This is a genomic window from Sporomusaceae bacterium ACPt, from assembly GCA_041428575.1.
In the GTDB taxonomy this organism is placed as follows: domain Bacteria; phylum Bacillota; class Negativicutes; order Sporomusales; family Sporomusaceae; genus Sporomusa_D; species Sporomusa_D carbonis.
In genome coordinates this window covers 2050595-2071662 of sequence record CP155570.1, presented here as the reverse complement: position 1 = coordinate 2071662, position 21068 = coordinate 2050595, and the positions used below count along the sequence as shown (strand labels likewise).

Annotated in this window: 20 protein-coding genes, 4 tRNA genes and 1 riboswitch; of the genes, 23 read left to right on the top strand and 1 reads right to left on the bottom strand. The window is 43.8% G+C overall.

All coding sequences use genetic code 11. The annotated features are described in order from the left end of the window. The 14 genes from SCACP_RS10575 to tnpA all read left to right on the top strand — a co-directional run bounded on the left by SCACP_RS10575 (position 1) and on the right by tnpA (position 13263). Positions 1-2184 carry an HD family phosphohydrolase gene (locus SCACP_RS10575; protein ID WP_425061284.1) on the top strand — a complete coding sequence of 728 codons (2184 nt, stop codon included), beginning with the start codon at positions 1-3 and terminating at the stop codon, positions 2182-2184. After that, the gene (ybeY, locus tag SCACP_RS10570; RefSeq protein WP_425061379.1) at positions 2135-2587 is read left to right on the top strand and encodes an rRNA maturation RNase YbeY; all 453 of its coding nucleotides are present in this window, start codon (positions 2135-2137) and stop codon (positions 2585-2587) included. Before SCACP_RS10575 ends, ybeY begins: the two co-directional genes overlap by 50 nt. 8 nt (positions 2588-2595) lie before the next feature. After that, entirely contained in the window at positions 2596-2943 is a 348-nt protein-coding gene (locus tag SCACP_RS10565; protein ID WP_425061283.1) for a diacylglycerol kinase family protein, read from the top strand. 12 nt (positions 2944-2955) lie between these two features. Next, on the top strand, positions 2956-3366 hold the full coding sequence (locus SCACP_RS10560; RefSeq protein ID WP_425061282.1) for a cytidine deaminase: 411 nt from the start codon (positions 2956-2958) through the stop codon (positions 3364-3366). Continuing rightward, the gene (era, locus tag SCACP_RS10555) at positions 3353-4246 is read left to right on the top strand and encodes a GTPase Era (RefSeq protein WP_425061281.1); all 894 of its coding nucleotides are present in this window, start codon (positions 3353-3355) and stop codon (positions 4244-4246) included. Before SCACP_RS10560 ends, era begins: the two co-directional genes overlap by 14 nt. A 101-nt stretch (positions 4247-4347) precedes the next feature. Next, positions 4348-4932 (top strand): DUF502 domain-containing protein, encoded by a 585-nt coding sequence (locus SCACP_RS10550; RefSeq protein ID WP_425061280.1) that lies wholly within the window; start codon positions 4348-4350, stop codon positions 4930-4932. Beyond that, positions 4916-6292, top strand: coding sequence for a hemolysin family protein (locus tag SCACP_RS10545; protein WP_425061279.1), 1377 nt, complete (start codon positions 4916-4918; stop codon positions 6290-6292). The genes SCACP_RS10550 and SCACP_RS10545 overlap by 17 nt, the downstream gene beginning before the upstream one ends. A gap of 233 nt (positions 6293-6525) precedes the next feature. Next, complete coding sequence (gene recO, locus SCACP_RS10540) at positions 6526-7269, top strand: DNA repair protein RecO (RefSeq protein ID WP_425061278.1); 744 nt, start codon at positions 6526-6528, stop codon at positions 7267-7269. A 71-nt stretch (positions 7270-7340) separates the two neighbouring features. After that, a complete protein-coding gene (locus SCACP_RS10535) occupies positions 7341-7781 on the top strand; it encodes a DUF4342 domain-containing protein (protein WP_425061277.1) in 441 nt (146 codons plus the stop codon). A 387-nt stretch (positions 7782-8168) separates the two neighbouring features. Continuing rightward, entirely contained in the window at positions 8169-9044 is an 876-nt protein-coding gene (glyQ, locus tag SCACP_RS10530) for a glycine--tRNA ligase subunit alpha (RefSeq protein ID WP_425061276.1), read from the top strand. A gap of 3 nt (positions 9045-9047) precedes the next feature. Further along, on the top strand, positions 9048-11111 hold the full coding sequence (gene glyS, locus SCACP_RS10525; RefSeq protein WP_425061275.1) for a glycine--tRNA ligase subunit beta: 2064 nt from the start codon (positions 9048-9050) through the stop codon (positions 11109-11111). A 30-nt stretch (positions 11112-11141) separates the two neighbouring features. Beyond that, positions 11142-11801, top strand: a complete 660-nt coding sequence (locus SCACP_RS10520) for a helix-turn-helix transcriptional regulator (RefSeq protein ID WP_425061274.1) — start codon at positions 11142-11144, stop codon at positions 11799-11801. A 23-nt stretch (positions 11802-11824) separates the two neighbouring features. Next, positions 11825-12619 carry a pyruvate, water dikinase regulatory protein gene (locus SCACP_RS10515; RefSeq protein WP_425061273.1) on the top strand — a complete coding sequence of 265 codons (795 nt, stop codon included), beginning with the start codon at positions 11825-11827 and terminating at the stop codon, positions 12617-12619. A 173-nt stretch (positions 12620-12792) separates the two neighbouring features. After that, positions 12793-13263, top strand: a complete 471-nt coding sequence (gene tnpA, locus SCACP_RS10510) for an IS200/IS605 family transposase (RefSeq protein WP_425060335.1) — start codon at positions 12793-12795, stop codon at positions 13261-13263. A 253-nt stretch (positions 13264-13516) separates the two neighbouring features. Here the strand turns inward: tnpA and SCACP_RS10505 are convergent, their stop codons facing one another. Next, the gene (locus SCACP_RS10505; protein WP_425061272.1) at positions 13517-13990 is read right to left on the bottom strand and encodes an LptA/OstA family protein; all 474 of its coding nucleotides are present in this window, start codon (positions 13988-13990) and stop codon (positions 13517-13519) included. Positions 13991-14131: 141 nt separating this feature from the next. On the opposite strand from SCACP_RS10505, the gene SCACP_RS10500 reads away from it, so the two are divergent. The 9 genes from SCACP_RS10500 to SCACP_RS10460 all read left to right on the top strand — a co-directional run bounded on the left by SCACP_RS10500 (position 14132) and on the right by SCACP_RS10460 (position 20841). Further along, positions 14132-15130, top strand: a complete 999-nt coding sequence (locus tag SCACP_RS10500; RefSeq protein WP_425061271.1) for a deoxyguanosinetriphosphate triphosphohydrolase — start codon at positions 14132-14134, stop codon at positions 15128-15130. 290 nt (positions 15131-15420) lie between these two features. Then, a complete protein-coding gene (gene dnaG, locus SCACP_RS10495) occupies positions 15421-17232 on the top strand; it encodes a DNA primase (RefSeq protein WP_425061270.1) in 1812 nt (603 codons plus the stop codon). 62 nt (positions 17233-17294) lie between these two features. Then, positions 17295-18401, top strand: coding sequence for an RNA polymerase sigma factor RpoD (gene rpoD, locus SCACP_RS10490; protein ID WP_425061269.1), 1107 nt, complete (start codon positions 17295-17297; stop codon positions 18399-18401). 64 nt (positions 18402-18465) lie between these two features. Continuing rightward, positions 18466-18541, top strand: a tRNA-Asn gene (locus SCACP_RS10485). Positions 18542-18592: 51 nt separating this feature from the next. Continuing rightward, a tRNA-Ile gene (locus tag SCACP_RS10480) sits at positions 18593-18667 on the top strand. 10 nt (positions 18668-18677) lie between these two features. Then, positions 18678-18752, top strand: a tRNA-Glu gene (locus SCACP_RS10475). A 56-nt stretch (positions 18753-18808) separates the two neighbouring features. After that, positions 18809-18884, top strand: a tRNA-Val gene (locus tag SCACP_RS10470). A gap of 158 nt (positions 18885-19042) precedes the next feature. Continuing rightward, complete coding sequence (locus SCACP_RS10465; RefSeq protein ID WP_425061268.1) at positions 19043-19732, top strand: tRNA (adenine(22)-N(1))-methyltransferase; 690 nt, start codon at positions 19043-19045, stop codon at positions 19730-19732. Further along, positions 19723-20841 (top strand): Nif3-like dinuclear metal center hexameric protein, encoded by a 1119-nt coding sequence (locus tag SCACP_RS10460; RefSeq protein WP_425061267.1) that lies wholly within the window; start codon positions 19723-19725, stop codon positions 20839-20841. Before SCACP_RS10465 ends, SCACP_RS10460 begins: the two co-directional genes overlap by 10 nt. A gap of 83 nt (positions 20842-20924) precedes the next feature. Continuing rightward, positions 20925-21033: riboswitch (TPP riboswitch) on the top strand. The last annotated feature ends 35 nt before the right edge of the window (positions 21034-21068 follow it).

Genomic DNA, 21068 nt, shown 5'->3' with positions numbered 1-21068 from the left:
ATGATGTCGGTTAATAATAGATTACGTGAACTGTTTGTTCAGCCGAGCAGTATATATGCCCGCCCATTGGTGCGCCGTATAGTATTGCTTGCGGTTTTTTTTACGTTGTATATGTTGTGTCTGTCAGCTGATTTTATTCCGGACAAAGTATCGCTGCAAATTGGTCAGGTCAGTGACAGAGATGTAATTGCACCACGGACTGTTTCTTATGTTGACAGTGCGAAGACCAAGAAGCTGGAAATGGAAGTAATGGCCAGTATCGCCAATGTATATGACCTGGATGTTGCTGCTGTGGCTAAAGCCGAGGAAGATGTGCAGGCTATTTTCCGTGTTGCACATGCTGTGGCAACCGATAAGACACTGACAACTGCTGAGCAAAGGACGCAAAAACTAACGCGTGACTTACCGGTAAATTTGTCTAGTGCAGTTGTTAATGGGTTAACAAACTTAGATGAGGCTGGTCTGGTTAAAACTGAGGATTATACTAAGTCCATGCTGCGCAAATATTTGCAGCGGGGCATTAGAGACGATGAGCTTGATCTTGCGCGAAAGCAGGTAGTGCTTGAAGTAGAGGAATTGGGTCTTGGTAAAGACTCTGAGGCAGTTGTGGCCGGCATCGCCCAGACGTTGCTAAGGCCTAACTTTATACTAAATGTCCGCGAAACTGACAAGCGCAAAAAGGCAGCGCTTGCCAATATGGAATCTGTTCGCGAAACCGTTAAGAAGGGGCAGGTATTAGTACGGCGCGGCGATGTTGTATCAAGTGAACAAATTCATGTAATGGAAGCGTTAGGTCTCTATGCCGGCAGTGTTAGTGAGGCGCGAATTCTTGGTTTGACTGTTTTTGTATTTTTGGTAATGGGTATCTTTTTGGGATATTTATATAAATTTGTCCCGCGAGTGTACGAAAATGATATGCATTTGACTCTGTTGGGTCTAATTGTCTTGGTTACTATGCTTATTGGTAAGGCAGCCCATTATTATTCAGACTTTGCCGCACCAATTGCGGCTGGAGCCTTATTAACGGCTATTCTTATTGATACCAGAGTAGGGCTACTCATAAGTGTAATCATGGCTTTGTTTTTCGGCGTAATTGTCGACCATGATCTGAGAGCAGTGGCGGCTGCACTAATTAGTGGTATGGCCGGAGTATACAGTGTAACTAAAATGGCTCACGGCTATAGCCTAACTAGGGCGGGAGTTTATATTGCGGCCATCAATTTCCTGGTAATCGGCTCTACCGGGCTAATTGAGCAGCTTGAAGGCACTGAGTTGCTGATGCAGGGACTGCTTGGCGCTATCAGTGGCATCGCATCAGCTGTAATTACCACTGGTCTGTTACCTTATCTGGAACACGCATTTAATATTACCACACCTATCAAACTTTTGGATTTAGCCAAACCAAATCATCCTTTATTGCAGCGGTTGTTGCTTGATGCGCCCGGCACATACCATCACAGTGTACTTGTTGGCAACTTGGCTGAAACGGCTGCGGTTACTGTAGGCGCAGACCCGGTTATCGTCCGGGTAGGAGCTTTTTACCATGATATTGGTAAGATAAAAAGACCGTATTTCTTTATTGAAAATCAAGCCGGTATTGAAAATCCTCATGATAAGATTGCTCCTTCTCTTAGTACTCTGATTGTAACTTCCCATATCAAAGACGGTCTTGACTTATGCCGGGATTATAAATTACCGCAGATAATAACAGATATCATTCAGCAACATCATGGTACTACGCTAGTCTCATACTTTTATAAACGGGCTACGGAAACTGAACATGGTGAATGTATTATTGAAGCCGACTTTCGCTATGAAGGTCCAACGCCACAGTCTAAAGAGGCAGCGTTAGTTATGCTGGCTGACGCTTGCGAAGCCGCAGTGCGGTCAATAGGGAAGCCCAATGTTAACCGCATTGAAGCCACTGTTCGAAAAATTATCCGTGAAAGGCTACATGACGGGCAGCTTGATGACTGCAACCTTACTTTAAAAGACCTTAAAGTGATTGGTGATGTGTATATAAGGTTGCTGTCAAGTATGTTTCACACCCGTATTGAATACCCTGAGGCTTTAAAAGAGCTTGAGAGGAGAAAAGTAAAAAGTGGAAATAACAATAAACAACTTACAGGAAAAGATGATACTAACTCCGGCAATGGAGCAAATGTTGACGCAAGTGCTAAATAAGGCAGCGGAAGTTTACGGGATACAACAGCGGGCAGAGGTCAGTGTGGTACTGGCCGATGATGAATATATTCACCAGCTTAATCGTCAGTATCGGGGAAAAGATACACCTACTGACGTATTATCATTTGCCATGAATGAATATTGTGCTGACGATCACGAGCCAGATATCGCCGATGCTCCGGAAGATATTGAAATTTTACTTGGCGACATAGTCATGTCGCTTGAGACTGCCGCCCGCCAGGCTGAGGAATTTGGTCACAGTCTGGAACGGGAGCTTGCTTATTTAACAGTGCATGGCATGTTACACCTCCTCGGGTATGACCATGAAAATGAAACAGAACGGGTAGAGATGCGGCAGGAAGAAGAATATATTTTATCGCTCCTGGGTATTACCCGCGAATAATTTTCAGTATGAAACTATTGAGAGCTTTTCGGTTTGCTTTTGCCGGTATCTTTTATTGTGTCCGTAAAGAGCGCCATATGAAAATTCATTTGGTGGCTACTTTTGTCGCGTTAGGTTTGGCTTGGAGGTTTGAGCTTAGCCATCTGGAGTTGGCCGTATTGTTGCTAATTATAGCAGGGGTAATTACTGCTGAAATGTTTAACACCGCATTTGAAGCTATTGTTGATAAAATTTCGCCTGAGTTTCACCCGCTGGCAAAGGCGGCCAAAGATGCCGCAGCTGGTGCGGTGTTGGTTCAGGCGTTGGCTGCCCTGGGTGTTGGGTATGTTTTATTTGTGGATAAACTGTTGAAATAGGTAGGGAATGCTATGGAGGAACTGGCTAAAGCGGCGATTAAAGCCAGAGAACAGGCATATGCGCCGTATTCAGGTTTTAAAGTAGGGGCGGCAGTGCAGGGTAAAAGCGGTCGCATTTATACTGGCTGCAATATTGAAAATGCTTCTTACGGCTTGTCCAACTGCGCCGAGCGTACTGCTGTTTTTAAAGCAGTGTCAGAAGGGGAACGAGAATTGGCGGCTATAGCTGTAGTGGCCGATACGCCTGGGCCAGTCTCTCCCTGCGGTGCTTGCCGGCAGGTTATGGCCGAGTTTAATATTGGCAAAATTATTCTGTTAAACCTCAAGGGCGGGCAACAGATATTTACGGCAGCAGAACTGCTGCCTTTTAGCTTTGCCAAGGGAGATTTTATAAAAGACGGTGATAAATATGGACAAAGATAACCACAAGTCAGGGTTTGTAGCTGTAATTGGCCGCCCTAATGTTGGTAAATCTACGCTGATGAATAATTTGATTGGTCAAAAAGTGGCAATAATGTCGGATAAACCTCAAACTACCAGGAATAAGATTATGGGCGTTCTTACTCAGGAAGACGCGCAAATCTTGTTTATTGATACGCCTGGTATTCACAAACCTAAACATAGATTAGGCGAATACATGGTGCGGGAAGCTGAAAATACGCTGCGGGAAGTAGACGTAATTTTATTTGTAGTTGATGTTACCGCCGAAATGGGACCTGGTGACCGTTATATTTTAGATAAATTGACTAATATTCGGACGCCGGTAATTCTGACGGTTAATAAAATTGACAGGATTTCCAAACCGGAACTGCTCCCCATAATTGAAAAATATACTTCAGAGTTTCAATTCGTTGCCGTAGTACCCATTTCCGCGCTTGATCACACAAATTTTGGACGATTGGTGGATGAGATAAAAAACCATCTTGAGCCTGGACCGCAGTATTATCCGGAAGACATGATTACTGATCAGCCCGAACGTCTGGTAATTGCGGAGCTTATTCGAGAAAAAGTTTTGCATTTAACGAAAGAAGAAATTCCGCATGCAATACTTGTTGACATTGAAGAGATTGCCACCCGTCCTAATGATGACCTGTACGTTAGGGCTGTCATTTATGTCGAACGAGACTCGCAAAAAGGCATAGTAATCGGCGCTGGCGGCCGGTTACTCAAAGAGATTGGCAGAATGGCGCGCGCGGATATAGAAAACCTTCTAGGCTCCAGAGTATATCTTGACCTTTGGGTCAAGGTAAAAAAAGACTGGCGTAACCGGGCTAATATATTAAAAAATTTTGGTTTCGAGTAAACTTTTACGGAAACTTTTTACGGCTACCGCCTTGCGGTAGCCGATTCATTTATTGACCAATACGGCGCTTAATGGTATCATTTGTAAAGAGAGGTGAATTAATGAAGTGGGTGTCTAAATATTTTATTAACGGCTTAATTGTAATTGTACCGATTGCAATTACCGCATTTGTTGTAATTAATATCTTTTCTTTTACAGAGCGCCTGCTAGGGCATTATCTGCCTATTCATTTTCCCGGCTTGGCGCTTGCTGTTGTTTTATTTTTAATTGTAGTTGTAGGGTGGTTGTCATCATACTGGCTGCTTAGAACAATACTAAGTTATGCTGAACGCTTATTAGGTTCAATCCCTGTAGTAAAATTCATTTACAATAGTGTCAAACAAGTATCTACTGCAGTGTTTGAATCACAAAAACTATTAAAAAACGCCGTATTGGTGCCTTATCCGCATCCCGGTGTCAAAGCCCTGGGATTTGTTATGCCGGATTTGTCTGCTCCACTTGCCGAAAAATTTTCCGAAGAGCATGTGTGTGTATTTGTTCCCATGAGCTTAAACCTGACTTCGGGGTTTAATATTATCCTGCCCAGACGGGACATAATACCTTTAGATGTAACAAGTGAAAGTGCATTGCAATATGTTATTACCGCCGGTGCAATCATGCCCCGCGGTAATGATTCCAATAGCTAGGGAGAGATGCTTTATCGATTCGGCTTTCTATAGTATTGCGAAACTGTCGGCCGCTATTTTACTGGTCTTGTTAAATGGTTTTTTTGTGGTGGCCGAGTTTTCGCTGGTCAAAATTCGCAAAACTAGATTAGAAGAGCTTGCTCAGCAGGGGAATAGCCGGGCAAAGCTGGCCTTAAAAGTGGTAACCTCGTTTGATACTTACCTGGGAGCGACCCAATTAGGGATTACGCTGGCATCCCTGGCTCTTGGCTGGTTAGGGGAACCAGCCATTTCATCCTTATTAGAGCCCGTTCTGTTTAGCTATGTTCCGGCGTCTCCGTGGGTACTTACTACGATAAGTATTGCACTAGGCTTCATTGTTATTACCTTTTTGCATATTGTTCTGGGGGAACTGGTGCCAAAATCTATGGCTATTCAACAGGCTGAGACTATGGCCTTGGTTTGTGTATGGCCACTGTATATCTTTCATAAACTTGGGTATCCTGTCATTTTACTGTTCAATCGTACTGCCCGGGCAATTTTGGGCATGATGGGTATTAAAGCTGCCAACGAGGCCGACCTAACCCATTCTGAGGAAGAATTGCGGATGATTGTAAGTGCCAGCCACCGCGGCGGAGTGCTTAACCAGATGGAAAGTGAGCTTATTGATAATGTATTTGACTTTGCGGACCGCTTAGCCAGGGAAATTATGGTACCGCGACAGGATATGGTGTGTTTGTTTGCTGATGACCCGTTTGAAGAAAATATGCGGGTTGTGCGGGAGACTGGTCATACTAGGTATCCGCTTTGTTTAGAAGATAAGGACCATATCATCGGCATGGTTCACATCCGTGATTTGATGGATTTTGATATGTGTCCGACAGATGAAAAAGATTTAACATCGATTGTTAGGGAGATACTAGTAGTGCCTGAAGGCATGTCAGTGGCTCATCTATTACAGGTAATGCGCCGTAAACGTACTCATTTGGCCGTTGTTGCCGATGAATACGGCGGCACAGCCGGTTTAGTGGCGCTTGAAGACGTACTTGAAGAAATTGTCGGCGATATTCAGGATGAACATGATGTTGTCGATGAGATTGAAATTCAGCGGCTGCCTGATGGCAGCTATGAGTTTGATGGCCGGGTGTTGCTTGATGATGTTACCGAATTGTTAAATATCCGTCTGGAAGATCATGAAGAAGACACGCTTGGCGGCTATGTTTTTGGTATGTTAGGGCGACGCCCCGAAACAGGTGATAAAGTGAGCATTGGTGACTATTCATTTGAAGTGCTTCGCGTTAACGGATTCAGAATTGTAAGGGTTAAGGCAGTACCGCTTATTCCGCCGGAACCGGCGGAAGAGAATTTAGTCAATCAATAATTTAATAAAGTTTGTGGCTAGTCCTGTTTGACAATAATGTGAGAGGGATGATGTCGAGTGTTATTACGGGAAACAATGTGGGAGATTTTTTTAAGTACCGGTAATATCGATGCTTACCTTACTTACCGTGCATGTCTGGATTGTTACACCGACCAATCTGAATTAACGGATGAAACCACAGAACCAATAACTGTACCACCGTATATGATTAACAACCGATTGCGAGAGGTTAGATGGCAGTAGAGTATCAAACTGAAGCCATTCTGTTGACGGCACGTGATTGGGGTGTCGCCGACAGGGTGGTCACTTTATTTTCACGAGAATATGGAATTATTACCGCTATGGCTTACGGCACCCGTAAGCCAAAAAGCAAGCTAGGCGGCGCCTTGCAGCCGTTTATCCATCTAAATTTGTCGATGTCTGGCGGCAAAGGTATGGACGTAATAAAACAATGTGAAGTACACACTTCATTCCGGGATATCCGGGAAGATTTGTCCAGATTGGCCTATGCTAACTTTATTGCTGAACTGACAACAGGTCTGTGGCCTGAGCGCCAGTCTGAACCTGAGGTATTTGATACACTTTTATGCGTGCTAAATTTAATTGCAACCCGTAACCCGCGTATTGCCGCGCTGGCAGGAGCTTGGAATTTGATGGTGCTGGCTGGTTTTCAGCCTGAGTATGAGTGGTGTGCGCACTGTGGGCGCAAACTAAACTTGCCCGCTTATTTTAACTTTGCTGATGGCGGTGGTGTATGTAGTGAATGCAGTTCACCTAACGCACCAAGTTTTGAACAGGAAGATAAAGAGTTTTTAGATAAGCTGTTTGCTATGGATTTGAGCCAACCTGGCCATTTTGGTATTAATATCAGAACGCTGTCTCGAGCGGAAAACTTGCTCTACGGCTTTGTGAGGCACCAATTGGAAAGACCTTTGAAATCTTTGGAATTTATTAACCGAATTAACGCTCTGGCTTAGAATAACTGTCTTGTTATCGGGGAAAATAACTGCAAAATATAAGTTTCCTAAGATCATTGGGGGTTATAACAATGGATATTAGCTTGGAAAAAATTGATATGATTCGTGAGCGTACCGGTGTTTCCTATCGAGAAGCCAAAGAGGCTTTGGAACGAAATCAGGGCAATGTTATTGACACCTTGATTGAGCTGGAAGCTAAGACAAAAACCAATTGGTCGGAAGAGTTTTCAATACGCTCCACTGAAGTGATTGACAAGGTCAAAGAACTTATCCGCGAAGGAAATGTCAATAAAATCCGCATCAAACACGATGGCCGGATACTTGCTGAAATACCCGTAGCCATCGGCGCTATTGGCGCCGTGGTATTACCGCAGCTTGCCGCGCTAGGAGTGCTGGTAGCTGTGTTTAAGCGCTGTACCATTGAGGTAGTCCGGCAGGATACTGATCCAGTTGATGCCAAGAATGGAGATACCGAAAACCAGACAAATAATTTTTCTAAGGATGTGTATTAATATTTGCAAAGAGCGTTTCTCCCTTGATTTTCCTACATGTATATGCTACACTAATTTGCATTAGGGACTTATACATGCGTATTAATACGAATAATGACGCAAGCTAGGCCAGATAATAAGTCCAATACAATTACGGCAATGCGGGAATAAGTAACCTTTTATGCACAGCGAGCCAGGGAGAGTGTAAGCCTGGTAAAGAAGGTGAAAGGCCTTCCCAAGCTGCAGGAGGAAATCCTTTGGGAGAGTAAAACCTGCCATATCATTAAGGCGGGTCGTTTTTCAAACGGCCAAGCAGGGTGGAACCGCGGGAATAAACATCTCGTCCCTGTAACTTAGATTTAAGTTACTGGACAGGATGTTTTTATTTTGTTAGTAGGGGGTTAAAAAATGACATTCCAGGAGATTATCCTGACACTGCAAAACTTTTGGGCAGAACAAAACTGCATAATTCAACAACCTTATGATGTGGAAAAGGGCGCAGGAACTATGAACCCGGCAACTTTTCTGCGGGCGCTGGGGCCTGAACCGTGGAACGTTGCTTATGTTGAGCCGTCGCGCCGCCCGGCTGACGGGCGCTATGGCGATAATCCCAACCGTTTGTTCCAGCATCATCAGTACCAAGTAATTATGAAGCCGTCACCAGCAAATATTCAGGAACTATATTTAGCAAGCCTGGCTAAATTGGGCATCGACCCGGCTAAGCACGATATCCGCTTTGTTGAGGATAATTGGGAATCGCCAACCTTAGGAGCATGGGGATTGGGTTGGGAAGTATGGCTGGACGGCATGGAAATCACCCAGTTTACATATTTCCAGCAGGTAGGCAGCATTGATGTTAAGCCTGTGTCTGTAGAAATTACTTATGGTCTGGAACGATTAGCCATGTATATCCAGGGCAAGGAAAATGTATTTGATATTGAATGGGTAAATGGCATTACTTACGGTGATATCTTCCATCGTAACGAGGTTGAGCATTCTTATTATAATTTTGAGATTGCCGATACTGAGCTGTTGTTCAAGCTGTTTGATATGTATGAGAAGGAAGCAATCAGAGTAATCGAATTAGGCTATGTGCTTCCTGCCTATGATTATGTTCTTAAATGTTCCCATAGTTTTAACTTGCTCGATGCGCGGGGTGCTATCAGTGTCAGTGAGCGTACCGGATTTATCGGCAGGGTAAGGAATCTGGCAAGGCTATGTGCCCAAGGTTATTTGGAACAGCGCGAAAAACTCGGCTATCCTTTGCTAAAGGGAGGTAAGTAAGCCATGACCAAAGATTTGTTTTTAGAAATAGGCACTGAAGAAATTCCAGCAAAATTTATGCCAGGAGCATTGACTCAACTTGAAAATACCACCAAGGCCAAACTTGCTGAACTTAGAATTATGCACGGTGAAATTCGCGCGGTAGGCACCCCCCGCCGGTTGGCTGTTATTGTAAAACAGGTTGCTGAAAAACAAGCTGACAAACATAGCGAAAATAAGGGGCCATCGGTAAAAATTGCTTTTGGTGAAGATGGCGCGCCTACTAAGGCTGCTTTAGGGTTTGCCCGCGGGCAAGGTGTTGATGTCTCGGCACTGGTGGTTAAAGATGGCTACGTATACGCAATAGTCCATGAGGTCGGCCGGTCGGTTGCTGAACTTTTGCCTGGGCTATTTACCGATATTGTTAATAACCTGTCGTTCCCCAAGAGTATGCGTTGGGGCGACTTTGATATGCGTTTTGTCCGGCCAATCCGTTGGATAGTAGCGTTATTCGGCAACCAGGTTGTGCCATTCACACTACCAGGCGTAACAGCCGGTAATGTTACAAGAGGGCACCGCTTCTTGGGTCAAGCCGAGGTTCAAGTAAATTCAGTCGAGGATTATTTTGCCCGGTTAACCGAGAACTTTGTCATGGTAGATCAAGATGTGCGCCGGCGGGTAATCAGAGAGCAGATTGAAACTTTGGCGGTAAGTCATGGGGGGACAGCCAATATTGATGAAGATTTGCTGGAAGAAGTAGTTTATCTGGTGGAATATCCTACTGCTTTGTGCGGCAATTTTGAAGATAAATACCTTAGCCTGCCGCCTGAGGCCATTATTACCCCGATGCGCGAGCATCAGCGCTACTTCCCGGTAACCGGCAAGGACGGAAAATTACTGCCAATGTTCATTACTGTAAGAAACGGCGGTTCTGAGCATATTGACATTGTCCGTCATGGTAACGAGCGAGTACTAAAGGCAAGATTGGCAGATGCCCGGTTCTTTTTTGAAGAAGACCAAAAAATGCCGCTTGCTGAACGGGTGGAAAAGCTAAAAACTGTCGTATTCCAAGAAAGTCTCGGTACTATTTATGATAAAGTCCTCCGTCTAGAGCGCTTATCAACTGCAGTCGGCAAAATGCTGGATGTCAGCCAGGATGAACTTGATATTGTCAATCGTGGCGCTCATTTATCCAAGGCCGACCTGGTAACCGGCATGGTTTATGAGTTTACTGAATTGCAGGGAGTTATGGGACGTGAATATGCTCTGTTAAGCGGGGAACAGCCGGCAGTTGCCGAAGCTATATTTGAACATTATCTGCCGCGTTTTGCCGGTGATAAACTACCGCAGAGCACATCCGGACGGCTTATTAGCATAGCTGATAAAATGGATAATATTGTTGCTACTTTCAGCCGGGGACTGATACCTACCGGTTCGCAGGACCCTTATGCCCTCAGACGACAAGCTCTTGGCATTGTTAATATATTAATTGATGCTAAGTACAGCATTTCTTTAACCAGCTTAACCTCTCATGCTATGGACTTGTTAGGTATTGCCGACAACGGGCAACGAATGAAATTGACTACTGATATTCAGGAATTTTTCCGTCTGCGAATTAAAAATGTCCTTAGTGACGAAAATTTAAGATATGATATGATTGATGCCGTACTGGCAGCCGGAGTCGACGACATCTACGATACATGGCTAAGAGCCAAGGCAATGGCCTTGGAGGGCGGTACCATTGCTATGCAAAAAGCCGTGCAGGCGCTTGTTAGGGTAGGTAACTTAGCGAAAAACGCTGTTTCGGAAACGATCGATGTTAACTTATTCTCAACAGATGCCGAACATGCTTTATATAAGGCTTATCTGGAGGCGCGTGCGGCTATTGAACGGTTTACAGCAGAAAAGAATTATCAAGCTGTGCTAAGTATAGTAGCCGGCCTAGCTTCTCCGATTGACGCTTTCTTTGGCGCTGTTATGGTAATGGTTGAAGATACGGCTGTTAAAAATAATAGGTTAGCCCTCCTCAAAGCTATATCCGGTCTGTCGGCTCATACAGCCGATCTAACTAAAATTGTAACCATGTGAATTTGGGTTACCCGTAACTGGTAAAAGGGGGTGGCAGTTATTGGTTTAACGCCGCGGCAAGAGAAAATTGCCGAGATGGTTAGGACATTAGGCCCAATTACCGGGGAGCAGATTGCTGAACGCCTTAATGTGACTCGAGCGGCGCTCAGACCTGATTTAGCAATTCTGGTAATGTCTGGAATGGTCGAAGCCAGACCAAAAGTTGGTTACTACTATACCGGAAAAAACGCCATGAATATTTTTGTTGAAAAAATTAGTCGGATTAAGGTGCAGGATGTGCAATCAGTGCCGGTGGTCGTTACTTCCGGCACAAGTGTCTATGACGCCGTTGTTACTATGTTTCTTGAAGATGTTGGTTCGGTATTTGTCGTTGAGCCAGGTGGGATTTTGGCCGGGGTTGTATCGCGAAAAGATATGCTTAAAGTAGCTATGGGAGGCGGGGATTTGCAGAAAATGCCTGTTAAAGTAGTTATGACACCTATGCCAAAAATCATTGTAACCACACCGGAAGAATCTGTTTTAACAGCTGCCAAAAAAATTATTGATAACGAGGTAGACAGTTTGCCGGTTGTTTCCCCGGCCAGTCAGCCGGGAGCAAAGACTTATGAAGTGGTCGGACGGTTAACTAAAACCAATATTGCCCGATTGTTTGTTGAACTTGGTGAGGGAAAAGGAGGGGAACGGCTATAGCTAACCTACCGATTATTTATGCATTGTCAGACTCTATCGGTGAAACTGCCGAGATGGTTGCCAGGGCGACTGCCAGTCAGTTTGATTCCAAGGAATTCGATATTATTCGAATTCCCTATATCAATTCGGCAGAACAAATTGCCGAAACGGTGTTAGAGGCTGCCAAGCATACTTGTATTATTTGCCATACCCTGGTATCTCCTGATTTGCGAGAAGCACTGCTGGAACAGGCAACAAAATATAATATTCCAACAATTGATATTATGGGCCCGATGATCCATGCCACCCAAAGCATCACCGGTATGGTGCCACGCCTTACGCCTGGTCTAATCCACAAGCTGGACCAGGAGTACTTTAAACGGGTTGAAGCGGTGGAATTTGCTGTCAAATATGATGATGGTAAAAATCCATTGGGACTCGTAAAAGCCGATATAGTAATTATTGGTGTATCGCGTACCTCGAAAACGCCACTAAGTATGTACTTGGCTCACAAAAAGGTTAAGGTGGCTAACGTGCCGCTAGTGCCGGAAGTGCCGCCGCCGCAGGAACTATTCCAAGTGCCGTCGCATCGCATTGTCGGATTGGTTATTGACAAATTCAAGCTTAATGAAATTCGCTGCGAGCGCTTAAAAACTATGGGGCTGGCGCCAGACGCCAGCTACGCCAATCTTGAGCGGATCAATGAGGAGCTTGATTATGCCCGCTCAATTATGCGCAGACTGGGATGTCCAGTAATTGATGTATCAAATAAAGCTATAGAAGAGACTGCCAATAAAATATTAGAAGTAGTTCAAAAAAATAAACTGACAAATCATTAAAAAATATTCCTGGCGTTCGCGCCAGGAATATTTTTATTGCGTAAGCAGAATACCACATGCTATGCATGTGGTTCCAAAAAGCTTATAGCTATACGTCGAAAAAAACAGCCTCCTTTGATAGAATAAATGCAGGTTTGCCGACCGCATAACTCTGAACAAAGGAGGCGCATCCAATGGATGATACTAAGAGTTTAGCACATAGTAAATGGCGGTGTAAATATCATATAGTATTTGCACCAAAATATCGTAGACAGGCGATATATGGAAAAATAAAATCGGATATAGGTGTAATCCTAAGGAAGCTCTGTGAGTACAAAGGCGTGGAAATTCTAGAGGCCAACGCTTGCCCCGACCATATTCACATGCTAGTAAGTATACCACCGAAAATCAGTGTGGCGTCTTTTGTGGGATACTTAAAAGGGAAAAGTTCGCTAATGATATTTGATAAGCATGCGAATTTGAAATATAAGTATGGAAACAGACATTTCTGGTGCAAAGGATATTTTGTGGATACGGTGGGACGAAACAAAGAGGCAATAGCCAAATATATCCGTGAGCAGTTACAAGAAGATATAATTGCCGACCAGTTAAGTTTGAAGGAGTTGACAGACCCGTTTACGGGTGAGCCCGTGAAAAAGTCATAAAAAGAGCCCCTTTAGGGGCTGACTGAAAAGGTTATGCGGTTGGTGGACTTTTTCAGTGAGTCTTGAGACTCAGCTAGTACTCTGCCCTTATAGGGCGTAAGCAAGCCACCCGTTTTACGGGTGGTCCTGACTAAGCTATATAGTATCCAATAAAGATTTCCAGGCGTGTTGTTAGTATAAGCGTAAGTCAAGCGCCAGCGGTGGAGCGTTACTAACAACACGCCTGGAAAAAATCTTTATTGGATTTCATATATCATAAAAAAGTATTTAACTCAACGTTGTAGCTGACAGAATCGGCTGACCAACTGTTGCCGTCTTGAACCACATTGACATTACCACTGAAATTGGCCACTTTGGTACGCCAGTTAAACTCTGCGGAATCCGCTGAAATTGACAGGTTAGTACGGGAAAGGTTTACGCCACCGTCAATTTTTGCCCGATCTTTTGTACCGTAAACATAAACACTGTCTCCCGTAAAATATATATCGCCTTGAGTTACCGAGATGCCGCCTGCGCCCCATACTTCAAGGGTGACCGGGTTAACTTTGGCTTGACTGGCCGTAATAACCCGTTTGCCGACTTCTATGTAAACATTGCCATTCAATACGTATAGCCCGGTATTGACGTCAAAATATGTACGGTCAGCAGTTATTACTGGTTTAGCGGCGGCAATTCCAGTTAAGAAGATAAGTACTACTAAAGTTATTACTAATGTTTTGTATTTCATGATCAATTCTCCTTTCCCTTTCTTAATATATTATAGCAAAAAATAGTATACTTTGCTTATGGAAAAATGTTCAACTCAGAACAGCCTATAGTGCAATAAAGGTAAATAATGTATAATTATATGAAAGGAGGCTGCTCAATCATGAATGTTCGTGAACGCATTGAAGAACAGGAGTTTAAAATATTATCGACCTATGCCGCGAAGAGCCGTGAAGCCGTCCGTGAACGGGAAGAGCCGCTATGCGATTTCCGAACTGCATTTCAGCGGGACCGGGACCGTATAATCCACAGTAAAGCTTTCAGGCGTCTTAAGCATAAAACACAAGTCTATATATCGCCTGGCGACCATTATCGCATGCGGATGACGCACAGTCTGGAAGTTGCGCAAATATCAAGGACAATTGCCCGTGGTCTTATGCTAAACGAAGATTTGACAGAAGCAATTGCCGTAGGTCATGATGTTGGACATACCCCGTTCGGCCATGCTGGCGAATATGCTTTGCGGGAACTTATCGGACACTACAATCATAATGAACAAAGTCTGAGAGTGGTAGAGCACCTCGAACGAGGTGGTCAGGGGCTTAACCTGACCGCAGAAGTTAGAGACGGCATTTTAAACCATACCGGAGATAATAAGCCATTTACGCTTGAAGGCAACATTGTCCGTATTGGCGATCGTATCGCCTATCTGTGCCATGACTATGACGACGGCATCCGCGCAGGTATGTTGAAGCCGTCTGATTTGCCGTTAAATGTAAGTAAAGTATTAGGGACAGATCCGTCAAGCATGATAACCGTAATGGTGTCCGATATTATTATGGAATCGGATAACAAAGGCGAAATTATAATGTCTAAGCGGGTTAAAGCTGCTATGGATGAATTTCGTGAATTTATGTTTAAGAAAATTTATCACTCGGCTGAACTTGAGCCTGACCGAAAAAAAGCCAAGTATGTTGTCAGCAAACTTTTCGAATACTATGTAGCCAACCCTGGCAGCTTGCCGCGGGAATTCCTGGAGCGGGAAGAACGATGGGGGCTAAAAACAATTGTTGTTGATTACATTGCCGGCCTGACTGACTTATATGCTATCAAGCAATTTGAAAAACTATTTATCCCCGCTACTTGGGGTGTTCCCAAATAATTAGCAGAGCTAAACAATAGCTCTGCTTTTTTTCCTGAGCAAATATTATTACCTTTGTCAAGAGATAAAAGAGGAATTTTGTCATCTGCATGGAATAATAATTAATAAAATAAATATGATAAGAAAGACTTGACTCGTAGGTATTGACCAAACTACTTTATCTGATTGCCTGCCCTCTGGCAGGAATATTAGTCTTAATGTAGAATAAAGTCAAAGCTTGGAACTTTTTGCATTTTCGCAAACGCTAAAAACAATCAGCAAATTTGTTATTGCCTGGATAAGGTGAGTTTATGAAAGATGCAACTTTCGATGATTTTATCGATAGATTGCGGTCGGAGAGCGATCTTGTCAGTATTGTCTCAGATTATGTGTCATTAAAAAAGAAGGGAAAAAATTATTGGGGTTGTTGTCCTTTTCATCAAGAGAAGACACCGTCTTTTTCGGTAACTCCGGATAAAGGTTTTTTCTATTGTTTTGGCTGTCAGACAGGCGGCAATGTTTTTAACTTTTTAATGAAGGTTGAAAATATTACTTTTTTTGAAGCGGTGAAACTGCTAGCGAAAAAGCTCAATATTCCGTTACCGGAAAAAGAAAAAACGCCGCGCGAGCAGGCCCGCGACCGGGAAATTGCCATATTATACCAGGTTAACGAATTAGCCAGAGATTTTTTTTACGCATGTCTAACCAAGACCAACTATGGCAAACCTGCCCGCGAGTATTTAGCCAGTCGTGGTGTATCGGCAGAAATTATTGATTTTTTTAAGCTAGGCTTTGCGCCGCCGTCGTGGGATAAACTATCAATAACATTTCGTGAACGGGGCATTGCTCTTGATATACTGCTAAAATCAGGATTATCTGTCGCCCGTAATTCAGGTGACGGTATTTATGACCGCTTTCGCAACCGGATTATGTTTCCGATTAGTGATGCGAGAGGGCGGGTTATTGGCTTTGGCGGTAGAGTTTTAGACAATACTCATCCTAAATATCTTAACTCGCCGGAAACTGAGATTTTTAACAAGCGTCATGTCCTGTACGGTTTTGACAATGCCTACAAACATATTCGTGAGTCAGGCCAAGTTGTTATTGTAGAAGGCTATATGGATGTTATAACCTTGTATAGTCAAGGCATAAAAAACGCTGTAGCATCTTTGGGAACGGCGTTTACTCCTGAACAAGCCAGAAGCCTGATTAAACTTAATGCCGAACTGCTATTTTCTTATGATAGCGATGCTGCCGGGCAAAATGCTACGGTGCGGGCCTTGCATACAGTGCGTTCATTAGGTGCAACGGTTAAAGTAGTGTCTGTTCCTGATGGTAAAGACCCTGACGAATTTGTCAGGAAACATGGCAGTTCAGCTTTTCAAGATTTGCTCAAAACAGCGCAACCGTTGCTCGACTATCAACTCGACCGGGCGCTTAAATCTGATGATTATTCAACTGTACAGGGCAAAATTGCCGTAGTTGGAAAATTGGCGCCCATTTTGGCAGAAGCCGACAACGCTGTGGAAGTAAATGCCCATATTACCCGGCTGTCCCAAATACTTACTGTTGATGAAAGTGCCTTAAGAAGTGAAATAACAAAGTATATTGTTCAAGCCAAAAAGGATAAAATTGTAAAAAGCGGGAAAACTATAAATATTGCACTCTTGTATAAGCAACCGGCTCCAGCAGTGGTTCAGGCTGAACGGCAGCTTATCAGACTGATGTGCGATGATCCATCACTTATCCCTTATGTCTTGGCTAAGCTTTCACCAGATGAAATACAAGGCGGTTTGCAGCAAGAGATAATTAATTTCTTATTTAATGCGTATAATATGGAAAAAAATATAACGCAAGCAACGATTAACGCCGGTATAAACCGCTTAAGCGAAAACGCAAGAAGTGAGTTTTCGCATATTATGTTGATAGATATACAGTTTGATGACAGGGTTAAATTTGTTGACGATTGTATAAAAACCATTAGGCTGGCACATTTGACCGCCTTATACGAACAACATCGGCTAACCGCCGATGAATTAGAACGCATGGGGGATAGTAACTTTCTGCAGGAATTGGCGGAAAGTCAGCGAATTAAACATGAAATTAGCAAATTACATCATTAATAATTACTTGTTCTTGTTGATAAATCTGATACCGTTAACTGCCAAGGGAAGGGGGGAAAACTATGGCCGATAAGAAAAATATGCCGGGAGAGCAAGTCAATGAGCTTTTACACAAAGGTAAAAAACGTGGTATGCTGACATATGCTGAAATCATGGATACCATGCAGACCGAAGACATGAGCCCTGATGAGATTGACGATATGTACGAAATCTTCAGTAATAAGGGTATTGAAATTGTTGACGAAGTTCCGGATGTTGAAATGATTGAAGGCCCAGACATTTCTGAGATTGAAGCAACGGCCGAAGAAGTAGATATTGATCTCACCATTCCTGAAGGCATAAGTATTGATGACCCGGTTCGTATGTATCTAAAGGAAATTGGCCGGGTACCGCTGTTAACGGCCGATGAGGAGATTAGGCTGGCCAAACGGATGGAACAGGGTGATGAAGAGGCTAAACGCCGTCTTGCCGAAGCTAATTTAAGGCTTGTTGTAAGCATTGCCAAGCGTTATGTTGGCCGTGGCATGTTATTTCTTGATCTCATTCAGGAAGGTAATTTAGGCCTGATCAAGGCTGTAGAAAAGTTTGACTATAACAAAGGTTATAAATTTAGTACTTATGCGACATGGTGGATACGCCAGGCAATAACTAGGGCTATAGCTGACCAAGCCCGTACTATCCGTATTCCTGTTCATATGGTTGAGACAATCAATAAGCTTATTAGAGTGTCCAGGCAACTTCTGCAAGAATTGGGACGTGAACCTTCGCCAGAGGAAGTTGCCAAGGCCATGGATGTTAGTGTTGAGCGGGTGCGGGAGATTATGAAAATTGCCCAGGAACCTGTGTCTTTAGAAACGCCAATCGGCGAAGAAGAAGATTCCCATTTAGGGGATTTTATTGAAGACCAGGACGCTCCGGCCCCGGCTGAAGCTGCGTCATTCATGCTACTTAAAGAACAGCTAGAAGAAGTGCTTGAAACACTTACGCCACGCGAGGAAAAAGTACTGCGACTTAGATTTGGCCTGGATGATGGCCGGGCCCGCACCCTTGAGGAAGTAGGCCAGTATTTTGGTGTTACTCGTGAGCGCATCCGTCAGATAGAAGCTAAAGCATTGAGAAAACTTCGTCATCCGAGCCGCAGTAAAAAATTGAAGGATTTTCTAGAATAAAAAAGGTAATAAAATACTTGACGTAACCGCTACATTGTTTTATAATAATCAACGTTGGCGATATTCCTCGATAGCTCAGTCGGTAGAGCAATCGGCTGTTAACCGATCGGTCGTAGGTTCGAGTCCTACTCGAGGAGCCATTATAAGTAGATTGAACAGGCTTTCTTCGGAAAACCTGTTTTAACATCTCAGGGCCTATAGCTCAGCGGTAGAGCAGCCGGCTCATAACCGGCTGGTCCCTGGTTCGATCCCAGGTGGGCCCACCATATGTTTATTGGCCCGTTGGTCAAGAGGTTAAGACACCGCCCTTTCACGGCGGTATCAAGGGTTCGATTCCCTTACGGGTCACCATAAGCAGCGAACCAGGTTCTCACGCGCCGATAGGTAAAATGAGAACCTGTGATATTGGGCGATTAGCTCAGCCGGGAGAGCGCCTGCCTTACAAGCAGGATGTCGGCAGTTCGATCCTGTCATCGCCCACCATCTGAATATTAGCCTGCGAAGTTAACTTCGCAGGCTTTTTACTATACATAGGCCACTGCAAATGATATGATACAATCCTATCCTGTATATGTATAATAGGATTTTTATGTACTAAGTGAAATACTAACAAAGAAATTAAAGGGAGGATTGACTATTAGGTGAAGTTAGGCGAACGGTTAAAAGCTGTTGCAGACATGGTTCCTGCCGGAGTAACTCTTGCCGATATCGGTACAGATCATGCATACTTGCCGATATACTTGGTAGAACAGAGGATTATTTGTTGCGCCATAGCCGGTGATGTTCATCATGGTCCGTATTTATCAGCGAAAAATGCTGTTGCAGCGGTAAATTTGGAACAAAAAATCTCAGTACGGTTGGGTGATGGTTTGGCTGTCCTTGCTCCTGGCGAAGCTGATGTTGCAGTTATTGCCGGCATTGGGGGAGCCAATATAATTGATATTATGAGTTCCTCGCCGGCAGTAATGGCTACGTTAAAGCGGATTATTTTACAGCCCATGATTGCTGCCGCGCTTGTTCGAAACTGGCTTCAGGCCAACAGGTGGCAGATTATTGACGAACAGCTTGTACAGGAAGAAGGAAGACTATACCAGATTATTGCCGCTGAACCAGGTGATAGTTTGCCCATTGATCCAGTATTATGCGAAATTGGTCCACTGCTTTGGCAGACAAGACATCCGCTCCTTAAACAACATATTTATGAGCTTATGAGTCATTTAAAGGGGGTACTTTCGGCTATGGAAGGTAGCGCTGCAGCTATTAACTCTGCTAAATACAACGAGTTTGTCCGAAAACTAAGAGAATTGGAGGATAAATACGCATGTCTGTAAAATGCCGGATGATTATGGATACGTTAGAACAATTGGCTCCAAAACACTTGGCTGAAAATTGGGATAATATCGGGTTGCTCATTGGTTATCCTGAACAAAACATACATAAAATTATTGTTACTCTGGACGTAAATGCAGAAGTTGTTGCTAAAGCAATTGAAACAAACGCTGACATGATTGTTGCCCATCATCCGCTGATATTTAAAGGTATTACCAATATCCGCACCGATTTGCCGCAAGGTAATATATTATCATCCTTGATTAAAGCAGGTATAGCTGTATATGCTGCCCATACCAACCTTGACAGCACAAATGGCGGTGTCAATGATGTGTTGTCACAAAAGTTGTCACTGCAAGATGTTAAGCCACTAACAACTGTTTATCAGGAACGTCTACATAAATTGGTTGTATTTGTACCTGGCACACATGTTGAGCAGGTACGCGCGGCCATGACTGAGGCTGGCGCCGGCCACATCGGTAATTACAGTCACTGTACTTTTCAAATTCAAGGTACAGGAACTTTTTTGCCGTTGGCGGGAACCAATCCGTTTATTGGTGAACAAGGCAAGCTGGAATATGTTGATGAATGCCGTTTAGAAACTATTGTACCGGCAACACTAAGCCACCGTGTAATTAATGCCATGTTGGCGGCTCATCCTTATGAAGAGGTTGCCTACGATGAATATCTGCTGTTAACTGGCGGCGCCGGTTTTGGTCTAGGAAGGATTGGCCGGTTGCCAAATCCAATGCGGCTTGAGGACTTTATTAGGCAAGTAAAGACAGCATTAAAGGTGAATTATGTTAAAGTGGCAGGTTCTACCAACAATGAAATAACTAGGGTGGCCGTATGCGGCGGCAGCGGAGCCAGCTTGATTAAACATGCTATTGCAGCTAAAGCTGACGTTCTGGTAACAGGCGATGTAAAATACCACGAGGCTCAGCAGGCGGTTGCTGAGGGGCTGGCAATTATTGATGCCGGACATTTTGCCACTGAACAGCCAGTAGTTGAATGTGTAGCCAATTATTTGGCAGAAGCAGCTGTCAAAAATAGCTGGAAATTGGATATCATTGCCAATAATACCAATCAAGACGTTTTTTCTATATTTTAATTATGATTAGTCAATTTATTGCCACTATGCATAGTTTGACGGCTTAACAATTCTGGTATAAAATAAACTTGTATAAATAAATATTGATTGGCCGAGGGAGCTCATGTTATGGGCTGAGAGTGGACTAGTAAGTACCTGACCTCTATACCTGATAGGGATAATGCCCGCGTAGGAAGGTCGTGTTGTAGGCAAAGCGCACCATACAAAGCGGATGGTGCGCTTTTAAT